Source organism: Arthrobacter sp. Leaf141, from assembly GCF_001424565.1.
GTDB lineage: Bacteria > Actinomycetota > Actinomycetes > Actinomycetales > Micrococcaceae > Arthrobacter.
Genome location: NZ_LMOL01000011.1, coordinates 143,975 through 166,200, shown reverse-complemented (window position 1 = coordinate 166,200; position 22,226 = coordinate 143,975). Strand labels below are relative to the sequence as shown.

Genomic DNA, 22,226 nt, shown 5'->3' with positions numbered 1-22,226 from the left:
TTTAGACCTGCAGTGCCAGGATGGCGGTGGGGGCGTCCGCAGCCGTTTCGGCCAGTTCCTCGAACTCGTTCACGGCGTTGATTTCCACACCCATGGAGATGTTGGTGATCTTTTCCAGGATCACTTCCACCACCACGGGCACCTGGAACTCGCCCATCAGGGCCTTGGCCTTGTCGAACGCCGCCGGCAGGTCTGCCGGGTCCTGTACGCGGACGGCCTTGCAGCCCAGGCCTTCGGCCACCTTGAGGTGGTCCACGCCGTAGCCGTTGGTTTCGGGGGAGTTGATGTTTTCAAACGCCAGGGAGACGTTCTGCTCCATCTTGAAGCCGCGCTGGGACTGGCGGATCAGGCCCAGGTAGGAGTTGTTCACCACCACGTGGATGTACGGGATGTTGAACTGGGCGCCCACGGCGAGTTCTTCGATCATGAACTGGAAGTCGTAGTCGCCGGACAGTGCCACCACCGTCTCGTCGGGCTTGCCGCGCACCACGCCCAGGGCTGCGGGGCCGGTCCAGCCCAGCGGGCCGGCCTGGCCGGCGTTGATCCACTTGCGCGGGCCGAAGACGTGGAGCATCTGCGCGCCGGCGATCTGGGACAGGCCGATGGTGGACACGTACGTGGTGTCGCGGCCAAACGCCTTGTTCATTTCCTCGTATACGCGCTGCGGCTTGATCGGGATGTTTTCGAAGTGCGTCTTGCGGTGCAGGGAGCCCTTGCGCTCCTGGCATTCGGCAACCCAGGCGCTGTAGTCCGGCAGGGACCCTGCGGCCTTGCGCTCCTTGGCGAGCTCAACCAGCCCGGCCAGCGCCGCACCGGCGTCGGACGCGATGCCCAGGTCCGGGGAGAAGACGCGGCCGATCTGGGTGGGCTCGATGTCGATGTGCACAAACGTGCGGCCGGCCGTGTAGGTGTCCAGGCCGCCGGTGTGGCGGTTGGCCCAGCGGTTGCCGATGCCGATCACGAAGTCGCTGCGCAGGTAGTTCTCGTTGCCGTAGCGGTGCGAGGTCTGCAGGCCCACCATGCCGGCCATCAGGGAGTGGTCATCGGCGATGGCGCCCCAGCCCATCAGGGTGGGGATGACGGGAACGTTCAGGGTCTCGGCCAGTTCAACCAACTGGGCGGACGCACCGGCGTTGATAATGCCGCCGCCGGCCACGATCAGCGGGCGCTCGCCGGCCAGGAGCATGGCCAGGGCCTTTTCCAGCTGCTTGCGGCTGGCCTTCGGCTTTTCCACGGGCAGCGGCTCGTAGGTGTCGATGTCGAATTCGATTTCGGCCATCTGCACGTCGATGGGCAGGTCCAGCAGGACCGGGCCCGGGCGGCCTGAGCGCATCAGCTGGAAGGCCTTCTGGAAGGCGCCGGGAACCTGGCCGGGCTCCAGCACGGTCATGGCCATCTTGGTGACGGGCTTGGCGATGGACTCGATGTCCACGGCCTGGAAGTCTTCCTTGTGCAGCTTGGCCACGGGGGCCTGGCCCGTGATGCAGAGCATGGGGATGGAATCTGCCCAGGCGGCGTACAGGCCGGTGATCATGTCGGTGCCGGCGGGGCCGGAGGTACCGATGCAGATGCCGATGTTGCCGTCCTTGGCGCGGGAGTACCCGTCTGCCATGTGGCTGGCGCCTTCGACGTGGCGGGCCAGGGTGTGGCGGATGCCGCCGTGGGCCCGCATGGCGGAGTAGAAGGGGTTGATTGCCGCACCTGGCAGGCCGAACGCCTCGATGGCGCCTTCCTTTTCCAGGATTGCAACCGCTGCATCAACGGTACGCATCTTGCTCATGGTGTGCTCCTTGGGAAACTTTGGGGGCCCTGTGCGGGCTGGTTTTTGGGTGTGGAAGGGGAGCCGGCGTCGGGTGTGTACGACGCCGGGGCTTCCGTTGAGTGCTGTGGAGCGGCTTTCGCCGCGGTGCTTTACTCCCGGCCGGAGAGCTGCAGGACCTGCTTGAAGAGGCCGGAGTGGTCCAGTGCGCCATCACCCTGGTTGACGGTGGCGGCGACGAGCTGGGCGACGACGGCGCCGAGGGGGACGGCGACGTTGGCTTCGCGGGCGGCGGAGGTGACGATGCCCAGGTCCTTGTGGTGCAGGGCAAGACGGAAGCCGGGGTCGAAGTTGCGGTCCAGCATCTTCTGGCCCTTCTGGTCCAGGACCTTGGAGCCGGCAAGCCCACCGCCGAGGACCTTCAGGGCGGCGTCGGTGTCCACGCCGTAAGCCTCAAGGAAGGCGATGGCTTCGCCGAGGACCTGGATGTTGACCGCGACGATCAGCTGGTTGGCTGCCTTGACGGTCTGGCCGGAGCCCGAGGGGCCCACGTGGACGATGGTTTTTCCCACTGCCGTCAGGACGTCCTGTGCGGCATCGAAGTCTGCCTTTTCGCCGCCCACCATGATGGAGAGGACGGCGTCGATGGCGCCCTGTTCGCCGCCGGAGACCGGTGCGTCGAGGGGGCGGATGCCGGCTGCTGCGGCGTCCTCGGCGAGGCGCTTGGCCACGTCCGGGCGGATGCTGGACGCGTCGATCCAGAGGGCGCCCTGCTTGGCGTTGGCGAACACGCCGTCCTTGCCGCTGACGACGCCCTCAACATCGGGGGAGTCCGGCACCATGGTGACGACGACGTCGGCCGCCTTGACCGCGTCCGCGATGCTGGTGGCGCCCTGGCCGCCTTCGGAGACGAGCTTGTCGATCTTGTCCTGGCTGCGGTTGAAGCCGGTGACGGTGTGGCCGGCCTTGACCAGGTTGATGGCCATGGGCAGGCCCATGATTCCGAGTCCGATGACTGCAACGTTGCTCATGAGGTTCTCTTTCTAAAAAGTCTGCGGGTGGGATACCCAACTAGGTCGCAGTTGTTGTCGTTATGAGGGTTCAAAACGACAACAACTGCCAGTCAGTTGGGCGGGTGGGCTCAGGAAGCGGTGGCGCGGTCCCGGATGGCCCAGCTGAACGCAGTTTCCTGCGGTTCCTTGTACTCGAGGCCGATGTGGCCCTCGTAGCCGAGTTCGCGGCTGCGGGCGATCCATTCACCCAGCGGGAGGTTGCCGGTGCCGGGGGCGCCGCGGCCGGGGTTGTCGGCGATCTGGATGTGGCCGAAGTCCTTGGCGTGGTTTTCGATGACGGCTGCGACGTCGTCACCGTTGACGGCCAGGTGGTAGAAGTCGGCCAGGAGCTTGATGTTGGTGGCTCCGGACTCTTCCTTGACACGGGCGATCACTTTGAGGGCGTCCGCGGCGGTGAGGAGCGGGTACTTGGGGGCGCCGCTGACGGGTTCCAGGAGGACTGTGCCGCCGATGCGGGCGACGCCGGCGGCCGCGGCTGCCAGGTTCTTTGCGGCCAGTTCGTCCTGCTCTTCAGGGGTGAACTCGTCCTGGCGGTTGCCGTAGAGGGCATTGAAGCCCTTGCAGCCCAGGCGCTCGCCGATGCCGGTCACGGCGTCGATGTTGTCTTTGAATTCGGAGCAGCGGCCCTTCCAGGAAACCAGTCCGCGGTCGCCGCCCGGCATGTTGCCGGCGTTGAAGTTCAGGCCAGTGAGCTGGACGCCGGCATCCTTGATGGCGTTCTCGAACCGGGTGGTCTCGGCGTCTGAAGGGACGGAGGAGTCGAAGGGCCACCAGAACTCGACGGCGTCGAAGCCGGCTGCCTTGGCTGCGGCCGGGCGCTCGAGCAGGGGCAGCTCCGTGAGGAGGATGGAGCAGTTCACTGTGTACGTCATCGTAGGTCCTTCCAAGGAGGGGCGTTGATCCATCTTCCTATGCTTCTTTGGCTATCAACCGTTTCCGCTTTGTGGAATTTAGATTCTGCTTTATGAAAAGTGTAGGGAAGGAGGGGGTGTCGAGTCAAGGGGCGGGCCGGCTTCCGCTTCGGGCGCTTAAACCGAAGGGCCCGCCTTCCGTTACGGGAAAGCGGGCCCTCGGCCTTCGACGGCCTTCTGGATGGCCCCGGTATCCAGCTTGACGCCGTCACCATTGGCTTTGTACGCCGGATGCGCCACTTCGTTGCGGTGCCGTGTGGGCGTCGTGGTCACCGTGACGGGGAGTGCACTTGGCATTTTCCCCTGCGGTGCCGAGTGGCTTGCCGTCATGTAGACGCGGTAGTCCACCACGTCGTCGTGGATATCCGGGTTGTTCAGTACCAAAAACGTGCTGTCCGCGCCGTTGGGGAGTGGCGGGACCTAGTCCGGGACTGGCCCGTCCAACGTTATGGCTGCATTGATCAGGGCCAGGTGGCTGAGGGCTTGCGGGAGGTTCCCCAGCGCCGATCCGTCAGCGGGGTCGAACATTTCAGCCAGGATTCCGACGTCGTTCGCGGTGCCCGCCAGTTCAGCCATCCTGGCCCGGGCCTCGTTGGTCCGGCCGCAGAAGTGCAGGGCGGAGACCATCCAGTAGGAACAGGCGACGAACGTTCCTTCCTCCTTCTCTGCGCCGGAAAAGCGGTACAGGTGCGGGCCTGCGGAAAGTTCGCGGTCCAACGCATCAATGGTTGCGCTCATGCGTGTTCCACGGTCAAACCCGCTGATCGCATGGAGCAGGACTGACGCATCCAGTTGCGTTGACCCCGGATACCAGGCGTAGGCCTGCAGCTCTTCCGACCAGCAGTTTTCCTCTACCCATGCCCGGATCCGTTCAGCTTCCGCACGCCACCGGGAGGGGTCGCCCGGGATCTGGCCCAACTCAGCGAGATGGACCGCCTGCTGCAGGGCATGCCAGCACCCCATCTTCGAGCTGGTGTAATTTTGCGGTTCGGTAAGCTCCCACATCCCGGCATCGCGCCGCTGCCATGCATCGCAGGCGGAATCGGCGATGGTGGCCAATGTCCTGCCTGTGGCGGCGTCCAGGACATTGCCGTGGTCCACGTACAGCGTGACAATACTGAAGACGTCGCTGAAGACGCCCAGCTGCAGCTGGCCAGAAGCCCTGTTGCCGGTCACGACAGGGCCGATGCCGCGCCAGCCGGGAACGTCGTAATTGGCCACATCGTCAATACAGGCAGAGCCGTCCAGGCGATACATCACGGCAGGATAATCATTGTTGTTTCGGATGGTCCTGAGCATCCATGACATGGCGGCATGGGTCTCCTCACGCAGGCCAAAGCGGAACAACGCCGTAAGGCTGTAGGCCGTGTCGCGGACCCACGCGTAGCGGTAGTCCCAGTTCTTGCCGCCGTCCAGGCTTTCGGGCACGGAGGTGGTGCCCGCAGCGGCAACCGAACCTTCGTCGCCCATGATCAGGAGCTTCAAGGTGAGCACGCTCCGGTGTACCTGGGCTGCGAACCCGCCCTCGTAGTTAAAGGAAGAGCTCCACCGCTGCCACTTTTCTATGGTCCTGTCGATCCCCTCGTCCACAGTCTCCGGGGCGGGAATAAGGAGGGGTTCGCCCTCCGTGGCGACCAGGCCAAAAATCGCCCGGGAACCGGCGGTGGCCGTGTAGTCAATCGTGATGCTTTTATCATCCCAGCCCACGGTGTCCTCGCCTGCGGACCGGACCGCCATGGTGAGTCCGTCGAGCCGGAGGACCACCCCGTGGACAGTGTCCTGGATCCACGGCGACACCCGGCCCAGGCAAGTTCCGGGCCTGGCCACTGCCCGCATGGGCACCTCGCCGTCCAGGCCCTCGATGCGGCGGCCAAGCTCAGACCAGGGCAACCGTCCTGCGATCCCCGTGTTCAGCGAATCGGTGACACGCACCCGGCCCCTGGCCGTGGTGAACGTTGTCACCAGGACATTGGTCCGGCCCAGGTAGCTGCGCTCCGTGGTGAAGGGCTCCGTGGGCTGAAGCTGCAGATATCCGCCGCCGGCAGCGTCCAGCAGGGCGGCGAACGGGATGACCGAGTCCAGGCCCGGCAAGGGAAGCCAGTCGATCCGGCCATCGGCGGCCACCAGCCCGATGGTGCGGCCATCGCCGATGGCGGCGTAGCTTCGCAGGTCTGCGTACCCGTGTTGGTCCCGGACATACTGGGTCATGCGGCATCGCTTTCGTTGGAGCGGGCAGCGGATGCTATTGCCGCAGAAAGCAGGTCCAGGTTTTCGGGTGTGCCCGCAATCTCCAGCCGGCCCTTATCTGTGACCGCCATGACTGCCAGCACGCTGCGGTCAGTGATGTACTTGCGGTCCTGCCCGGTGGTCTCGCGCCGCTGGGCTGCCAGTTCCAGGACGCGCAGCTTCACGGGCCGCCCGGAGGGCTCTGCTGTGTCGTACACCGCTGGTTGAAACACCGTTTCTCCGGGCCCGGCGGTGGTAACCACCATGTTCCAGATGCTGGATAAGGAGCCGGGCCGGGAATCGGGGTAGCGGATCCACAGGAGGAGTTTTCCATCGGCAGCGAGTTTGGCTCCGGTTTTGCGCATCCGCTTCTGCTGCAGGTACATGCCGCCGGCCATGAACAAGGCGTAGAACGTTGAATTGAAAAGCGCATCATCAAGCCTGCGGTGCACAGCCACGTTAACGCCCATCATGAGCAGCCAAACGGCCAGGAAAACCAGGACCGCGGCTCGGGTGGGGTGTTCCCTGATCCACTTCCTCATCGGTCCACCCTAGACCGGCGCGGGTCAGGGGGCCATCAATGGATGCCGGTGCGGGAAAACGGCCGGAAGAACCCCGACGGCGGCCTGCGGCACCTGAGTTAGGCTGATCCGGCGCGGGGACTGAACATGCCGCGGGCCAGTCACGCTAGAAGGGCAGCTCGCCGTGCTGCGTCGGAACGATCAGGAGCCCGGTGATCAGACCGGCCGCGTTGAAAGCCACCCGGCCCACCCACTGCCCGGCTTCGCAGTCGATCATTGTGTGTCCCACCAGTGTGCCTGTCGCTTCCTCGCCGGGGGAGAGGGCGCTGCCGTCCGGAAGCTCGACGCCGGTCCCGTGGAAGGACACGAGGTTACCGGTGTCTGCCACAGCCTGCGCCCACGTGCCCAGGACCCGGCCGCGTGTCAGTACCGCAGCGGCATCGTCGGTCAGCATCGGCGCCAGCGATCCGTAGTCGCCGCTGTCCACCAGCCGGAAGACCTGCTCCGTCCGTGCCGCCACATCCATGGCCTTCATTCCCGCCTGCATGGTTTCTCCCGTCCTGGGGTCCCTGGCCGAACCGAACCGCTTAAATGCCGCCTGCCGGCTCATGCCGAGCACGCCGCCGATCTCTGCCCACGTATAGTCCCGACGGGCAGTGTCCACGGCTTCCCGCAGATCCCGCCGGGCAATATCCAGTTGGTCCCGTGCAGCTGCCACGGCGGCCAGACCGGAGGGGTCATCCGTCGCGTCCATGGCTCCCTGACCGTCCTGCTTTGGCGGCTGTCCATGCTGCCGGGAAGACGGCGCCGGCCATGATGAAGGCCGGAGCCCACCACGCAGCATTTCCGTCGCCCGTCCTGAAGAATACGAAGCCCAGGGCCACGGCGGTTGCGGCGGCGGCAGCATATACGGCCGGTTGGACGTAGCCCCGGCGCGGTGTGGCGTAGGAGCCGAAAAACAGCATGACCCAGAGCGATAGCGCCCAGACTGCCCCCATCAGGAAACCCGGCCATCCCACCCCCGTCAGGAGCCCTACGGCAACGGCCACCGCGACTGCTACGAGCAAGCATACGAGTAGGTTGCGCATACTCAAGGATGTCCGGCGTCGTCCGCCTTTGTCAACCAAAAGTTGACGTTTGAATCAGTGGCGGCGCTGGCTGCCGGGCCTCTCCGGGGGTGCCCTGGCCGCTCCGGGCGCACCGCCGGCCGCTGTCTTCGGTGGGAAGGCCTGCGGCTGTGATTTGTGGTGTTTGCGGTGATGCCCACCGCCGGCTGCAGGTCCCGGATTGTAGGCTTTCCCGCGGCGGCTATGCTGAGGAACGCCGTAAGGCAGGGCGGGACGTGGCGGCAAGGACCATCGTTACTGGTCGCGGAAGGACAAACCGAATGGCTCGAGCGACAGTCCAGGACGTCGCCAAAACGGCGGGTGTGTCCGTTGGCACGGTGTCCCGGGTCCTGAATGGGAGTCCGGCTGTCAGTACGGCAAGCAGGGAAAAGGTCAATGAGGCAATCCGCCGGCTCAGCTACCGGCCGCTTGCCTCAGCCCGCGACCTCCGCAGGGACCGGACCATGCGTGTTTTGGCGCTGGCCAAGAACCTGGAGTCCCTGGTGGTCAGTGAAGTCTTCCGCGGGGTGGGGGATGCGGCGGCTGACTCGGGCTACGTCAGCCTGATCGCTGCGACTGCCGGCGACCTGGAGCGGGAGCAGCAATTGGTGGACATGCTCCGGAACGGGTCCGTGGATGGGATGGTTTTGTTTTCGCCCACCATGCCGGATGAGGATGTTGACGCGGTGGCCGGGCAGTTGAGTGTTGTCCAGGTCTGCGAAATCGTCGACGCCGACGCGGCGTTCGGCGTTTCCATTGACGACCGCCAGGCCGCATATGACATGACGCGCCACCTGATCGACACCGGCGGGCGAAGGCTGGCCATGATCGCGCACCGGAGTGCCCGTTCAGGCCGGCTGCGTGAGGCCGGATTCCGGCAGGCCGTTGCCGACGCCGGCCTGCCGCCAGGGCGGGTGCTGTCAGGTGAAGGCGGTTTTGGCTTCCACGCCGGCCGCAGGCTGGCCAGGGAGCTGCTGGCGGCTGGGGATCTTCCGGATGCGGTGTTTTGCGGCACCGACATTGCGGCGGCCGGCTGCGTCCGTGAACTTACGGACGCCGGGCTCCGGGTGCCGCACGACATCGCCGTGGCGGGTTTTGATGACTCGGCCCAGGCGGAGATGTGTGTCCCGGAACTGACAACCGTGCGGCAGCCTGCTTACGAGATGGGCCGGGTGGCTTTCGCGGAACTCCTGGAGCGGATGACCGTGCCCGGCGCGCACCGCCGTGGCCGGGTGTTCCTTCCCCATGAGCTTGTGGTGCGGGATTCGACGAAGGGCTAAGGGGGTTGACAGTCCCACGAGTCCGCTGCCAGACTTGTTTGGAATCGATTCCACGGGTTGGAGTCGATATTTTGGAAGATCTTTGGAATCGATTCCAATCCTCTGGGACCGTCCCAAATTTCCCGCGACCCGAATACAGCGCGACCCGATAGAAGAGGAACCAAGTGTGAGCAACCAACAGCCCACCGGACAGCAGCCCACCAGTCAGCCCGGACAGCACCCCACCAGTCAGCAGCCCGGACAGCGGCCTGCCGGACAGCAGGCGCCTGACCCGAAGGAGCATGGTGGAGAACTGAGAGTGGGTGTTGTTGGCATCGGTTGGGCCGGGCAGCAGCACTTGGCTGCTTACAGCCGGATGGACGGCGTACGCATTGTTTCGCTGGCAGGGATGGAGAAGGACCTCCGTGACTCGCTGCAGGCTGAATACTCGATCCCCAGCGCATTCGACGGCTGGGAGGAGATGCTCCAGCATGGCGGCCTGGACGCGATCAGTGTTGCGGTACCCACCTTCCTGCACGCCCCCATCTCCATCGCGGCCCTTGAGCAGGGCCTGCATGTGTTGAGCGAAAAGCCGTTGGCCCGTAACGCCGTCGAAGGCCGGGCCATGGTGGACGCTGCCCGCAAGGCCGGGCGGGTCCTGGACGTCGCCTTCAACCACAGGCGCCGCGGCGATATCCAGGCGCTGAAGCAAATAATCGACGACGGCGGTGTGGGCCGCCCGTACTACGCCAAGGCATCATGGCTGCGCCGGGCCGGCATCCCGATGATGGGAAGCTGGTTCACCAACCGTGAGCTTGCAGGCGGCGGGCCGCTTGCCGACATCGGAGTCCATGCCCTCGACTATGCCCTGCACCTTCTGGGCGAACCCAAAGTGGTGGCGGTGTCCGCCACAACCCATTCCGAGCTTGGGCCACGGGGGCGGGGCGGGAACAACCGTTACTCCGCCATGGCAGCCAGCCATCCTTTTGAGGTGGAGGACTTCGCCTCGGCGTTCCTCCGCCTGGAGGGCGGTGCGACGCTGCTGCTCGAAGCCGGCTGGGCCAGTTACCGGGAAGTGGAGGACCTGCTGGATTTCACGGTCTACGGAACCGACGGCGGCGCTGAGCTCAAGGTTCAGGGCGCACCAATGGCTGCCGTGGGTGAGCTGAAGGTTTTCACGGACAAGGACGGCGAAAATGCCGACTACGTACCGCCCGCCGTGCCGGGCCGGGCACACCAGGCGGTGGTGGAGGACTTTGTGGCCGCAGTCCGCGGCGGGGCGGAAGTTTGGGGACGGCACGACGGATCCCTGGCCCTCTCCCGCGCCCACATCATCGACGCCTGCTACCAATCGGCGCAGGAGCAAAGGGAGGTTCGTCTCTGATGAACGACAAGCTGAGAATCCGCGTCTGGAACGAAGGCGTCCACGAGGCCCGCAACGAGCCCGCCCACATTGGGGAAATCTACCCTGACGGCATCCACGGTGCCATCGCCGCGGGGCTCCGCTCCTTCTACCCGGAGTCGGAAATCTCCACGGCGGTCCTCGCTACCGACGACGAACATGGCCTCGATGAAGAAACCCTCGCCGAGACGGATGTGCTGCTCTGGTGGGGCCACGTGGCGCACGGCCAGGTGAGCGAGGCCGTCGTCGAACGCGTCCACCGGCACGTCCTGGGCGGAATGGGGCTTATTGTGCTCCATTCGGGGCACTTCGCCAAGATATTCACCAAGCTGCTGGGCACCAGTTGCTCCCTGGCCTGGCGGAATGACGGCGAGCGTGAACTGGTGTGGACCGTCAAACCGTCGCACCCCATTGCAGAGGGCGTGGACAGCCCTATCGTTATCCCGGAGCAGGAGATGTACGGCGAGCTGTTTGATATCCCTGACCCCGACGACCTGATCTTCATCAGCTCGTTCGCCGGCGGCGAGGTGTTCCGCTCCGGCGTTACGTTCACGCGCGGCAAGGGGCGGATTTTCTATTTCAGCCCCGGCGACCAGGAATACCCGGTCTACCACCACCCGCAGATCCAGCGGGTCCTGGCGAACGGTGTGGGCTGGGCTGCCCAGCCGGAGCTTCGCCGCTCGGTCCCTGCCGTCAGCAACCCGGCCCGGGGCTGGTTCGAGGAAGCCTAGGCGCGGCGCTGCTGATCGGGGCTGGGCCTTCCTGTCGCTGCCGTGCGGCAGACTGTTCCCATGACCTTTGCAAACGTGGGAACGCTCGGAACCAAGCCAGGCCAGCAGGACGCCCTGGTTGCCATCCTTACCCGTCCGTCCGCTGGCCTTTCGGTGGCCGGCTGCCTGCAGTACGAGGTGGGCGTCAACCCCGATGTGCCGGACACCGTGTTCGTCAGCGAACTCTGGGAATCTGCTGAAGCGCACCAGGCATCACTGCAGTTGGACAGTGTCCAGGCCGCGATTGCAGAAGCCAGGCCGCTGCTTTCCGGGGAGATGGGCGGATTCCGCTTCAACGTCGTTGGATCGCCACTGCGCTAGGTGTCCTTGGGCATGGAACTGCGCAGGGCCCAAAGTTCCCGCTGGTGCCGAAGAATTTTACCGGTGCCAAAGTTTCCCGCGGATCCCGTCTGTCGGCCGCAAAACGGGGTACGGGGCGGGTATGAAGCCGCTGCCTGCACTGGAACTTGTCGCCCGCCTTGAGGACGCTGCCTGGCTGGACCCGGTGTCCAAGAAGGTCAGGAAAGTGGTGAAGACCGTTATCCGGCCCCGCTGGGCCCGCGACGTCCTGCATGGCGTTCCTGTGGGGCACCCCGTGCACCCGCTGGCGGTGCAGGTGCCCATGGGTGCCTGGATCTCGGCGGCCATCCTGGACGCCCTGCCGGGAAATGAACGGGCGTCGGCAGTCCTGGTCGGCGTCGGAGCGCTGAGCGCAGTGCCGGCAGCGGTGGCCGGTTTTACCGACTGGTCCGAACTGCATCCCCAGCAGCAGCGGGTGGGACTGGTCCATGCCGCAGCCAATATTGCCGCAACGACGTTGTACGCCGCGTCCCTGGTCCAGCGTGCCCGCGGGCGGCAGGGCAGCGGCAAAGCGCTGGCCTATCTCGGGCTCGGCACCATAAGCGCAGGCGGCTTCCTGGGCGGTCACCTTACGTACCGGCAAGCTGCCGGCGTGAACCACAGCGAGGAAATCCCGCACCGGTTCCCGCAGGGCTGGCACAAGCTGGCACCACTGGCGGACCTGCCGGATGGCAAACTTACCAAACGCGATGTGGCTGGGATCCCCTTGCTGGTGCACCGCGAGGGGAACCGCATCAACGTGCTGTCCGATGTGTGCAGCCACTTGTCCGGTCCGCTGCATGAAGGCAAACTGAAGGCCGCTGCCGAAATTCCGGGCGGCACCGCCGGGGACAACCAGCCTTGTGTGGTGTGTCCTTGGCACAAGAGCACTTTCGCGCTGCGGACGGGGGAGGTCCTGTCCGGGCCTGCAACTGCACGCCAGCCGCTGTTCAGCTCCCGTATCACCGACGGGCTTGTGGAAGTTTGCCTGCCGGGCGCCGACTAAGCCTGGGTCGCTGGGTCGCTGGGTCGCTGGGTCGCTGGGTCGTGGGTATTGGGTCCTAGGGGCGGGGGACTGGGGTGTGGGTCGTGGGTCCACGTTTGACCGGGCCGCCGGCCCATCAGCCGGATAGGTGCAGTACCAGCGCTTCTTCGAAGGGGCTTCGATCGCCGGGCAGCAGCCCGGGTGGCCATTCGGGAGGCTCCCAGTCCTGCTGCTCACTCTTGTACTGCCTGCCCGAGGGGGAAATCCAGCCGGGCGGCTCATCTTTGGTGGCCGCAGTGGGCCGCCAGGCGCTGTTGTGTTTCAGCCGGTGGTGTTTGCGGCAGGGCTGGCCCAGGTTGCTGATGCCGGTGGTCCCTCCGTTGTGCCAGGACAGGAGATGATCGGCCTCGTTGTCCAGGGATGGGTTGCTGCACCCTGGAAACGGGCATTTTCCATCCCGTAAGCGCAGCCACCGCTTCATGGCTTCCGTGAGGCGGTAGCTTTTCCGTCCGATCTCCAGCGGTGCGCCGTCACGGGGGTCGATCAGTACGCGGTAAAACGAGCTGGCGCCCTCCGCCACCAACTTCCGTGCCATCGACGCCGGGATCGGCCCATAGCCATCCAGTATTGCGGGTTCATCGCCGACGCCCAGCAAAGAAAACACCGGCACCGTGACCAGCACCTGCGCCGCAGGCACGGGAACTTCACTCAGGTCCCGGAAACCGGCGGTGCCGTCAGGAATGACGTCGTTGACGTGATCGCCAGGGAGCCCTTGGACGTCGTTGACAGCGCCGCGAACCTCCTGTTCCCTGAAACCGCCAGCGCTTTCCTCAAAGTCCCCGGCTTGAGAGGCCTTGCTGGCTCCATTGCCCAGGAGCGCGGCCGCGAAGATGTCGGCCTTGAGCTGGGTAAGGGTCCGCTGTTCGTTCGGCCCCTGGGTTCCCCTGGCGAGCGAGGTGGTCCGGTTGCAGATGGCCGACGCGGCCGTAGCGGGAAGGAATCCGGAGACCCAGGCCATGCCGTCCCGGTCAGGCGAAAATTCGATGCGGCGGTCCGCGAATCCCTTGGCGTGGCGGGTTTCCAGTGATTCCGGGTGGTGCCGTTCGCGCCATCTCCGGACTTTCTGCCGGAACCTGCCCGGGACCAGCTCTCCGGCGGGGCAGCCCCTGGCCGGGTCGGTATCGTCAGGGTCCAGGAAATGGGAGGTCAGCTCTGCTGCGGCCTCGGCGTCGAGTCCGTCGGTCTCGTCCGCAATGATGCGGGCGTGCTGCCACGACATCCGTCCCGAAGCGAGTTCGGTCATGGCCAGCGGCAGCGTGCACAGCTGGCGTGCTGAAGCGATCAACGCTCCGGCCGCAGCCGCGCTCACGGTGAGGACTCCCGCCACTTCCTCCACCACGGACATCCCCCGGAAGGTCCGGGTCTGGGCTGAAGCGTCAGGAGGGGTCATGGCCAATTGCAGTTCGGCGCACTCGGCGGCGTCACGGGCTTTGATCGCCGCGAGCATTGCCTCCAACCTGGAAACTTCCGCAAGCCGGTCGAGGCGGACATCGTAGGCGCGCTGGAGCAGATCGGTCCCAGCGTCGGCAGCGCTGTTCTTCGAAGCATCGGGATGATCCGCGCTCAAACCAGCCGCGTTCAAACCGCCCGCGCTGACACCGTCCGCAGCCCAACTGCCAGCAGCGGAGGCTTCCAGGGCAAGACCCGAAGTGCCCGGATCGGAGCTGAACAGCTCAGCCAGGACGCTAATGGAGGCGTGAACCGCTTCCATTGCTGCTGCCTGCCGGGTGCTGTTTCCCATACCAATATCATCCATCGGGGGTCTGACATTTTAGGCTGCGATGCTTGCGGCTGGGCGAAATCGGTAACCGGCACCGCCAGACAGACGCCCGCACGTGGCTGGACCCTGAAACAAGGCAGCTCGCATCACTGCAGCTGAGTGACCCATTTACCGCGCCGCAGCACACCCGCCAGCGTAAGATCCGGGTCGACCACCAGGACATCGGCAGCCATCGCGGGACGCAGCCCGCCCACGTGTGCCGAGACCCCCAGGACATCAGCCGGAACAACTGTCGCGGCGGTGACCGCGTCCTGCAGCGGGATGCCCGCGGCAACTGTCGACCGGACCACGTCCAGCAAGGTGGACGTGCCACCGGCGATGGCGCCGGTAGTGTCCACTCGCGCCACGCCTTGCTGCACGGTTACAGCCAGCGGCCCCAGTTTGTACTGGCCGTCCTGCAGCCCGGTGGCCGCCATCGAATCGGTGACCAGGGCAATGTTGCGGGCTCCCACCAGGTCGAAAACCAGTTTCACAGTTTCGGGCGCCAGGTGGACCCCGTCCGCAATGAGTTCCACCACGGCTTCACCTGCGCGTGCGGCGCCCAAACTGGCCGAGACAGGTCCGGGGGACCGGTGATGCAGGCTGGGCATGGCGTTGAACAGGTGCGTCACGGTGGGCCGCAACCGGCCTGACGGCGGAGCGGAACCGGCAGGGTCACCCAACCCGAACAGCTCAGCAGACCCGGCCGATCCGAGTACCCCGGCGCCGCCCATGGACGCGGCAGCCCCAGCGAGCCCGGCGAACTCAGCCAGCCCGGCAGCAGCCTGTTTCAGGAACTCCGCCGCCACGGTATTGTCCGCCGCCGTGTGGCCCAGCGAAGGGATCACCCCGTGCCGCGTCAGCAACTCCACCACGCCCGCCATGCCGGGAAGCTCAGCAGCGAGGGTCATGGACGCCAGCGTGGGTCCGGCCGCCGTCATCATGGCGGCCAGCAGGTCCAGGTCCGGTGCCAGCAGCAACGCCGGATCATGAGCGCCGCACTGCCCGGACGAAAGGAACGGTCCCTCCAGATGCGACCCGGCAATCAGCCCGTCAGCCGCCAGTTGCCGCAGTACTTCAAGGTTCCGGAGCGTCTGCGCCGGTGGTCCCGTCACCACACTGGCCAGGAGCGTGGTGGTGCCCCTGCTGTGCAAGTACCGGGCAGCGGCCGTGGCGCCTTCCGCCGAACCGTCAGCAAAGTCCGCCCCCAGTGCGCCGTGGCAGTGCAGGTCCACCAGGCCGGGCAGCAGGATGCGGTCAGGCCGGGCGGGCCCGCTTTCGCCGGGAAAGCCCGACGCCGGCCCTGCGAAGTTGATCACGCCGCCCGCCACTGCGATGATCCCGTCAGCCACGTCCAGGTCCGCGGAGACGATGCGGCCGCGAAGGACCAGCCCATTGCCACTGGTTGCTGTGGCGCCTGAAGTGTTCATGCGGGAAGTGCTCCTGTGGTCAAAGCCGCTGAAATGCCGGCTGCGAGTTCCGGGTCGGGCTGGCTGGTGCGGCCCGGGCCGGAGGTTGTCCGTGGCCGGGCCGAGGTGTGAACGGCATGCACCCCACTATGGAGGAGGGCGGGGATCAACCCAAGGCCCACCCCGCCCCCTGCCATGATCTGGACAGAAGGGGCGTGCGTCTGTCCGAGTTCCACTAGTCGGGCCAGCATGGGCAGGCCCGCGGCGCAGTCTGCACCGCCGCCGCTGGTCAACACCCGGTTGACGCCTGCCTGCTCGAGCCTGGCCAGGGATTCCGCCGGATCGGCGCCGCCTGCCAAGGCGGCGTCGAACGCCCGGTGGAACGTGATCTCCGCAGCCGGGTCCCGCTCCCGCACCAGCTCCACAATCCGGCGGATGGCACCTACGTCCGGTCCGCCGTCGGCCGCGAGGATTCCCACCACCACACCGGCGGCGCCAGCGGCTAAAGCGGCGACGACGTCGCGCTCAACAACCTCCAGCTCGTCCGGCGAGTACGTGAAGTTGCCCGTCCGCGGCCGCACCAGGACGTGGACCGGGACCCCCGCTGCGCACGCCTGGGCCACGGCGCCAATGCTGGGCGTGACCCCCTCGGTCTCCGCCAGCGCAGCGCACAGCTCCACACGGGCCGCGCCCACGGCTGCGGCCAGGCGAACCCCGGCCAGGCCCTCGACGGCGAGTTCCAGCGCAGGCGTCCGGGCTGGAGGAACGGCTGGCATGCTCAGAGTCCCTGCCAGGCCGGCTTGCGGCTGAACGTGTCCCGGTAATAGTCCTGGTGCGTGAGCTTCGACGCCGCGGCCTCATCCACCAGCACGGTGACGTGCGGGTGCAGTTGCAGGACGGACGCCGGGCAAATGGCGGCCAGCGGCCCCTCCACAGCAGCGGCGATCGCGTCTGCCTTGGCCGCACCCATGGCGAGCAGCAGCAGGTGCCGCGCCTGCCCGATGGTGCCCAGCCCCTGCGTCAGGACATGGTCCGGAACGTCCTGCTCCCGGTCGAAGAACCTGGCGTTGTCCTGCCGGGTCTGCCGGGTCAGGGTCTTGATCCTGGTCCGGGACGCCAGCGAGGACATGGGCTCGTTAAAGCCAACGTGCCCGTCCGTTCCGATGCCCAGGATCTGGATGTCCACCCCGCCGGCAGCGGCGATGCGTTCCTCGTACTGCGCAGCCTCGGCTTGCGGATCCTGCGCCATGCCGTCCAGTCCGTGCACGGCGCCGGCGGCGAAGTCCACACTGTCAGTGAACTCGTCCCGGATGACCGAATGGTAAGACTGCGGATGCGCAGCAGGCAGGCCAACGTATTCGTCCAGGAGGAACGCCTGGGCCTGGCCAAAGCCGAGGCCGCTGTTCCGGTGCCGCTCAATGAGCTCCTGGTACGTGCCCAGCGGGGTGGACCCGGTGGCGAGGCCCAGGACGGCCGGGCCGCGCCGGACGTACTGTTCGATGGCATCGGCGGCCTTGCGGGCCACCTCGGCGGGGGAAGGGAGGATGACGATTTCCATGCGGGAAAGCTGCTTTCGTGTGGAGTGGATAAGGATGGGGTGTTACTTGGCGGCTTCGGTCTCCACGGAGACCTCGTCATCTTCCCGGCCGGGGGTGCGCAGGTTCCAGCGCTTGATGACGAACGAGAAGAGGAAGTAGTAAATCACTGCGTAACCCAGGCCGATGGGGATCAGCAGCCAGCCGTTCTCGGACTTGCCGAAGTTGAGGACAAAGTCGATGAGCCCGGCGGAGAACGTAAACCCGTGATGGATGTCCAGGGCATTCACCAGCGCCATGGATGTGCCGGTGAGGACAGCGTGCACGATGTAGAGGGGGAAGGCGACAAACATAAAGGAGTATTCGAGCGGTTCGGTGATGCCGGTGAAGAATGCGGTGAGGGCCGTGGAAAGCATGATGCCGCCGACGATCTTCTTCTGGGAGGGCTTGGCGTGGCGCCAGATGGCAAGTGCGGCGGCGGGCAGGCCGAACATCATGATGGGGAAGAACCCGGTCATAAAGACTCCCGCGGTGGGGTCGCCTGCAAAGAAGCGGTTCAGGTCGCCGCGGACCAGCTGGCCGGAGGCGTCCGTATAGTCGCCGATCAGGAACCAGAGTCCCGAGTTGAGGATGTGGTGCAGGCCGGCCGGCAGCAGCATGCGGTTGGCGAAGCCATAGATCCCGCCGCCGAGTTCAGGGTTTCCGGCAACGGCTTCGCCTGCCGCGGAGAGCCCTGAGTTGAAGATGGGGTACACCAAAGCCAGCGCGATGCCGACCACCAGGCTGGTGACGGACGTCAGGATGGGAACCAGCCGGCGGCCGCTGAAGAAGCCCAGGAAGTCCGGCAGTTTGGTCCGGTAGAACCGCTGCCACAGCATGGCGGACAGCAGGCCCACCACGATGCCGGCCAGGACGCCGTAGTTGATCATGGAAGGTTTGCCGCCGGCGTCCACCTGGCCGGCCAGGACCAGCGGGGACATCGCCTTGAAGACGCCGTCGATCACCATGTAGCCCACAACGGCGGCCAGGGCGGTGGAACCGTCTGACTTCTTGGCCCAGCCGATGGCGATGCCAACGGCGAAAATCAGCGGGAGCCAGGTGAAGACGGCGTTGCCCGCGGAGGAGATAACGGCGGCGCCGCCCTCGAACCCTGGGATGGCGCCGAGCAGGTCGGGTTGTCCGATGCGCAGCAGGAGCCCGGCGGCAGGCAGGACCGCGATGGGAAGCATAAGGCAGCGTCCCAGGCGCTGGAGGACGGCGAAGGCCCGGTTCGGCTTCTTCTCTGGAGCCTGGGCGGTGGTCTCGGATGTTGACATGGTGGCACCTCTGCGGGTTCGGGTGGGGGCTTGTGGAGAGACGGTTCCAGCCGGTACTGTCTGGTTATGACCAGTTCAGTGTGATTCATCCCACGGGACCCTGTCAAGGAGGCCCTGAAGTCCGTCGGCGAGGAGGCTCACCAGCGGACGGGGCGCCATAATTGGTCGCATCAGGGCCGCCGGTCCGGTGTTGAGAACGTGCTCCAACGGGCACCGTCAGAAAGGGCAGCCATGTCCAAAGCAGAGAAAATCATTGAAGGCCTGGGCGGCGCCGCCAACATCCTTGAGGTGGAGGCCTGCATCACCCGGCTGCGGACCGAGGTCAAGGATGTGTCGCTGGTCAGCGAGGCATCGTTGAAGGCTGCCGGCGCCCATGGCGTGCTGACCGCCGGCACCGCGGTGCAGGTCATCGTGGGCCCCGAGGCGGACAACCTCGCAGAAGACATCGAGGACCTGCTCTAGTGGCAGGCACCCTCACCGTCCTCGCTCCCATCAGCGGCGCCGTCGTCCCCCTCACCGAGGTGCCGGACCCGGTATTCGCCGGCCAGATGGTGGGTTCCGGCGCCGCCGTCGAGCCGCCTGCAGGAGCAGCGTTCGACGTCGTATCCCCGGTTGCGGGAAAAGTGGTCAAGCTCCTGCCGCACGCCTTTGTGGTGGTGGCGGAGTCAGGGCAGGGCGTCCTGACCCACGTGGGGATCGACACCGTCAAGCTCAAGGGCGACGGCTTTACGCTGCATATTGCCCAGGGCGATACCGTTGCGGCCGGTGCCGCCGTGATGCGCGTGGATCCCACCGCAGCCCTGGCCGCCGGCTACTCGTTGGTGAGTCCCGTTGTGGTGCTGGATACCAAGCCGGACACCGCGACTCTCGTGGCGGGCGGCGCAGTAGCTTCGGGGGAAGCGCTGTTTACCCTCGGCTGATCGGCAGATCGGCTGATCGGCTGATTGACTGATTGGCTGGCCGGCTGATCGGCGTGCCGGGGCGGGTTGCGAAGCAACCTGCCCGGCGCTGCCTAAAGCCGGACTTCCATGTTCAGGGAGTAGCGGTCGGAACGGTACCAGGAGCGGGAGTGTTCGATGGCCAGGGGCCCGGACCACGAAACCCTGTCGAAAGCCAGCACGGGAGCGCCGGTGCCGGTGCCCAGGAGGGCGGAGATGTCCGGCGGTGCGCCCTCGGCCCTGACGCTTTGCCGGGCCCTGTCGATCTGGTGTCCGAACTGCGCAGCGAGTGCCTTGTAGACCGAGCCTGTCAGGTCGATGTCCAGCAGCCCGGGAGCGTGTTCGGGGTTGTACCAGGCATCGTCCACGCTGACCGGGCGGCCATCGGCCAGGCGGAGGCGGCGCAGGTGGAAGGCGGCGGATCCAGTGGCCAGGCTGAGTTCCTCTGCCGTATCAGCAGGTACGGGTGCGCTCTCGGCCACCAGCACCACCGTGCTGGGAATGTGCCCCATGGCTTCCATTTCCTGCGTGAATGAGGCCAGGTGGAGGGTGGACTGGACCGGCGAGTCCGCCACGAACGTGCCCTTGGCCGGCACCCGGACCAGATGGCCTTCATGCACCAGCCTGCCGATGGCCGCGCGCACCGTGATCCGGCTGACCCCATAGGAATCCATCAGGGTCCGCTCGCTGGGCAGGCGGGCCCCGGGCTCCAGTTCGTCCTTGGCCAGTTTGAGGATGATCAGCCGCAACTGCTCATGCTTGGGGACCTGCGAGTTGTTGATGTGGGCGCTCGCCGCCTGTGCACTGCTCCCGGATGTAGCCAAGTCGGTCCCTCGTTTGTGGAGCGGTCCGGTAAGGACCACTACCTCGGATTATTCCACAAGGGGCAGTCCCGGGCGCGGACCGGGCGGCGGGTGCCGTGGAAAGGCACTACGTGACGGGGCGCAGCCAGCACAAACGAAAGGCGGGCAGCCGGCACAGCCGGGGCGCAGCCAGCACAAACGAAAGGCGGGCAGCCGGCACAGCCGGGGCGCAGCCGGCACAAACGAAACGCGGGCAGCCGGCACAGCCGGGACGCAGCCGGCACAAACGAAAGGCGGGCAGGGCCGCGAAGGCCCCGCCCGCCGTCGGCCGCTAAACAAAGGGCGACCCAGTGGTCCGCTGTCCTACTCGGGGGTGCGTGCGTCCGAGCGGGCAGCCTTGCTCATCTGGAACTGCGGGATCTCACCCGGGTGCGGGCCGCCGCGGAACTTAGGCGAGGGATCCTGCCCTTCGCTGAGCCGCTGGAGTTCCTGGCCCTCGAAGTCCTCCTCCTTGCCCAGCATGATGGCGGAATCGTGGTTGGTGATCTCGCCCTTGAAGGCGCGGAGCATTACGCTGCGGTCAAACTGGCCTTCCCACTTGGAGACGATGAACGTGGCCACGCAGTTGCCCAGGAGGTTGACCACCACCCGCATGGAGTCCATCAGCCGGTCCGCGCCCAGGAGCAGGGCAACGCCGGCCACCGGGAAGATGCCGAGTGCTGCCGCGGTGGCGGACAGGGCCAGGAAGGAGGAACCGGGAACGCCGGCCATTCCCTTGGAGGTCAGCAGGAGGACGCCGAGGGCAGCCAGTTGCTGGCCAAGGTCCAGGTTGTGGCCGAAGGCCTGTGCCAGGAACAGCAGGGAGATGGACAGGTAGATGGCGGCGCCGTCGAGGTTGAAGGAGTAGCCCGTGGGGACCACCAGGCCTGTGGTGGCTCGGGAGCAGCCGGCGTTCGTCAGCTTGGTCATGATCCGCGGCATAACCGCCTCGGTGGATGCTGTGCCAAGAGCCAGGAGGAATTCCTCCCGGGTGTACTTGAGGAAGTGCCACAGTGGGACGCGGGCAAAGCTCCACGCCACCAGGAAAAGCAGGCCAATGAAGATGATGGCCGCGCCGTAGCAGGCAGCAATCAGCTTGGCGTACGTGCTGAGCGTGCCCAGGCCGTACTGGCCGATGATAAAGGCCATGGCGCCGAATGCGCCGATGGGTGCCACCTTCATGATCCAGGACATGATCTTGAAAATGAGTTCCAGGACCGTTTCCATCAGGCTGATCACGGGCATGCACCGCTGGCGGCCAATCACCACGATGGCTGCGCCAAAGAACACGGAGAAAAACAGCACCTGCAGGAGGCTGTTGCTGGCAAAGGCGCCGATGACGCTGGCCGGAATGACATCCAGGATGAAGGAAGCGGCGTCCTTGGATTCCGCCGAGCCCGTCTTGGCGTCCAGGTCCGCCTGCGACAGTGTTGATGGATCGATGTTCAGGCCGGCGCCGGGCTGCACGATATTGCCAACGATCAGCCCGAAGACCAGTGCAAAAAGAGTTGCTGCTGTGAAGTAGACAAGGGCCTTGACGCCCACCCGTCCTACCGCCTTGACGTCGCCTACGGCTGAAATTCCGGTAACGATCACCAGGAAGATCAGCGGCGCGATGATCATCTTGATCAACTTGATGAAGCCATCTCCGAGGGGCCTCAGCTGGGAGCCAAGGTCCGGCCAGAAATGTCCGATGAGGACACCTGCCACGACGGCGATCAGGATCTGGAAGAAAAGCGACTTATACAGCCGCTTCTTCTTCGCGGGCACCGAACTCGCCTTCAGTGCCTCAGGGTTGGGGATCTTCATTGACCTTTGCCTATCAAATCGGGAACGGCCGGCGGGAGCGTGGCCTTGCCCAAAAGTAACCCCGATCACATACTTTCCACAAGGGGAAAATGCATTTCCATATTATGGAAGTCTAAAAACCAATTGTGACTGTGGGGGGGCAGCCTGGGCCCTCGTGGAGCTGACCGGCGCAGACGTTGCCGAAGAGCCGGTAGTGCCACAAAGGAG

22 protein-coding genes are annotated in these 22,226 nt (G+C 65.8%); 7 read left to right on the top strand and 15 right to left on the bottom strand.

Translation table 11 applies throughout. The features are described from left to right. Position 1: 1 nt before the first annotated feature. The 8 genes from gcl to ASF72_RS10150 form a co-directional block, all read right to left on the bottom strand. Complete coding sequence (gene gcl / locus ASF72_RS10185; RefSeq protein WP_056598556.1) at positions 2 to 1,780, bottom strand: glyoxylate carboligase; 1,779 nt, start codon at positions 1,778 to 1,780, stop codon at positions 2 to 4. A gap of 131 nt (positions 1,781 to 1,911) precedes the next feature. Continuing rightward, positions 1,912 to 2,790, bottom strand: coding sequence for a 2-hydroxy-3-oxopropionate reductase (locus tag ASF72_RS10180; protein WP_056598554.1), 879 nt, complete (start codon positions 2,788 to 2,790; stop codon positions 1,912 to 1,914). A gap of 110 nt (positions 2,791 to 2,900) precedes the next feature. After that, entirely contained in the window at positions 2,901 to 3,704 is an 804-nt protein-coding gene (locus tag ASF72_RS10175; protein WP_056598552.1) for a hydroxypyruvate isomerase family protein, read from the bottom strand. A 180-nt stretch (positions 3,705 to 3,884) separates the two neighbouring features. After that, on the bottom strand, positions 3,885 to 4,127 hold the full coding sequence (locus tag ASF72_RS10170; RefSeq protein ID WP_056598549.1) for a hypothetical protein: 243 nt from the start codon (positions 4,125 to 4,127) through the stop codon (positions 3,885 to 3,887). 36 nt (positions 4,128 to 4,163) lie between these two features. Continuing rightward, positions 4,164 to 5,951: a glycoside hydrolase family 15 protein gene (locus ASF72_RS10165; protein WP_056598546.1), complete on the bottom strand. Its 1,788-nt coding sequence runs from the start codon at positions 5,949 to 5,951 to the stop codon at positions 4,164 to 4,166. Then, a complete protein-coding gene (locus ASF72_RS10160) occupies positions 5,948 to 6,511 on the bottom strand; it encodes a hypothetical protein (protein ID WP_056598543.1) in 564 nt (187 codons plus the stop codon). Before ASF72_RS10160 ends, ASF72_RS10165 begins: the two co-directional genes overlap by 4 nt. 145 nt (positions 6,512 to 6,656) lie before the next feature. Then, entirely contained in the window at positions 6,657 to 7,244 is a 588-nt protein-coding gene (locus ASF72_RS10155; protein ID WP_056598538.1) for a hypothetical protein, read from the bottom strand. Further along, on the bottom strand, positions 7,228 to 7,557 hold the full coding sequence (locus ASF72_RS10150; RefSeq protein ID WP_157370961.1) for a hypothetical protein: 330 nt from the start codon (positions 7,555 to 7,557) through the stop codon (positions 7,228 to 7,230). The genes ASF72_RS10155 and ASF72_RS10150 overlap by 17 nt, the downstream gene beginning before the upstream one ends. A gap of 320 nt (positions 7,558 to 7,877) precedes the next feature. Here ASF72_RS10150 and ASF72_RS10145 point away from each other — a divergent pair, with 320 nt between their 5' ends. From ASF72_RS10145 to ASF72_RS10125, 5 genes are all read left to right on the top strand, one after another. Next, the gene (locus ASF72_RS10145; protein ID WP_056598534.1) at positions 7,878 to 8,876 is read left to right on the top strand and encodes a LacI family DNA-binding transcriptional regulator; all 999 of its coding nucleotides are present in this window, start codon (positions 7,878 to 7,880) and stop codon (positions 8,874 to 8,876) included. Between the two features lie 292 nt (positions 8,877 to 9,168). After that, a complete protein-coding gene (locus ASF72_RS10140; RefSeq protein ID WP_056598608.1) occupies positions 9,169 to 10,239 on the top strand; it encodes a Gfo/Idh/MocA family protein in 1,071 nt (356 codons plus the stop codon). Then, complete coding sequence (locus ASF72_RS10135; protein ID WP_056598532.1) at positions 10,239 to 10,988, top strand: ThuA domain-containing protein; 750 nt, start codon at positions 10,239 to 10,241, stop codon at positions 10,986 to 10,988. The genes ASF72_RS10140 and ASF72_RS10135 overlap by 1 nt, the downstream gene beginning before the upstream one ends. A 60-nt stretch (positions 10,989 to 11,048) precedes the next feature. Next, entirely contained in the window at positions 11,049 to 11,348 is a 300-nt protein-coding gene (locus ASF72_RS10130; RefSeq protein ID WP_056598530.1) for a putative quinol monooxygenase, read from the top strand. 121 nt (positions 11,349 to 11,469) lie between these two features. Continuing rightward, complete coding sequence (locus tag ASF72_RS10125) at positions 11,470 to 12,372, top strand: DUF2231 domain-containing protein (protein WP_056598528.1); 903 nt, start codon at positions 11,470 to 11,472, stop codon at positions 12,370 to 12,372. A gap of 115 nt (positions 12,373 to 12,487) precedes the next feature. Here ASF72_RS10125 and ASF72_RS10120 read toward each other — a convergent pair whose 3' ends face one another. The 5 genes from ASF72_RS10120 to ASF72_RS10100 all read right to left on the bottom strand — a co-directional run bounded on the left by ASF72_RS10120 (position 12,488) and on the right by ASF72_RS10100 (position 18,430). Beyond that, a complete protein-coding gene (locus ASF72_RS10120) occupies positions 12,488 to 14,152 on the bottom strand; it encodes an HNH endonuclease signature motif containing protein (protein ID WP_235504697.1) in 1,665 nt (554 codons plus the stop codon). A gap of 125 nt (positions 14,153 to 14,277) precedes the next feature. Then, on the bottom strand, positions 14,278 to 15,600 hold the full coding sequence (locus ASF72_RS10115) for an N-acetylglucosamine-6-phosphate deacetylase (RefSeq protein ID WP_056598525.1): 1,323 nt from the start codon (positions 15,598 to 15,600) through the stop codon (positions 14,278 to 14,280). After that, positions 15,597 to 16,355, bottom strand: a complete 759-nt coding sequence (locus ASF72_RS10110; protein ID WP_157370960.1) for a copper homeostasis protein CutC — start codon at positions 16,353 to 16,355, stop codon at positions 15,597 to 15,599. The genes ASF72_RS10115 and ASF72_RS10110 overlap by 4 nt, the downstream gene beginning before the upstream one ends. 2 nt (positions 16,356 to 16,357) lie before the next feature. Continuing rightward, complete coding sequence (gene nagB / locus ASF72_RS10105; RefSeq protein WP_056598519.1) at positions 16,358 to 17,137, bottom strand: glucosamine-6-phosphate deaminase; 780 nt, start codon at positions 17,135 to 17,137, stop codon at positions 16,358 to 16,360. Between the two features lie 42 nt (positions 17,138 to 17,179). Continuing rightward, on the bottom strand, positions 17,180 to 18,430 hold the full coding sequence (locus tag ASF72_RS10100) for a PTS transporter subunit EIIC (RefSeq protein WP_056598516.1): 1,251 nt from the start codon (positions 18,428 to 18,430) through the stop codon (positions 17,180 to 17,182). A gap of 231 nt (positions 18,431 to 18,661) precedes the next feature. Here ASF72_RS10100 and ASF72_RS10095 point away from each other — a divergent pair, with 231 nt between their 5' ends. Both ASF72_RS10095 and ASF72_RS10090 read left to right on the top strand, forming a co-directional pair. Further along, positions 18,662 to 18,892, top strand: a complete 231-nt coding sequence (locus tag ASF72_RS10095) for a glucose PTS transporter subunit EIIB (protein WP_050685988.1) — start codon at positions 18,662 to 18,664, stop codon at positions 18,890 to 18,892. After that, positions 18,892 to 19,350, top strand: a complete 459-nt coding sequence (locus tag ASF72_RS10090; protein ID WP_050685986.1) for a PTS sugar transporter subunit IIA — start codon at positions 18,892 to 18,894, stop codon at positions 19,348 to 19,350. The genes ASF72_RS10095 and ASF72_RS10090 overlap by 1 nt, the downstream gene beginning before the upstream one ends. A gap of 92 nt (positions 19,351 to 19,442) precedes the next feature. Here ASF72_RS10090 and ASF72_RS10085 read toward each other — a convergent pair whose 3' ends face one another. Together ASF72_RS10085 and dctA are read right to left on the bottom strand one after the other, a co-directional pair. Then, entirely contained in the window at positions 19,443 to 20,192 is a 750-nt protein-coding gene (locus ASF72_RS10085; protein ID WP_050685984.1) for a GntR family transcriptional regulator, read from the bottom strand. Between the two features lie 342 nt (positions 20,193 to 20,534). Beyond that, positions 20,535 to 22,019: a C4-dicarboxylate transporter DctA gene (gene dctA, locus ASF72_RS10080; RefSeq protein WP_050685982.1), complete on the bottom strand. Its 1,485-nt coding sequence runs from the start codon at positions 22,017 to 22,019 to the stop codon at positions 20,535 to 20,537. Between the last annotated feature and the right edge of the window lie 207 nt (positions 22,020 to 22,226).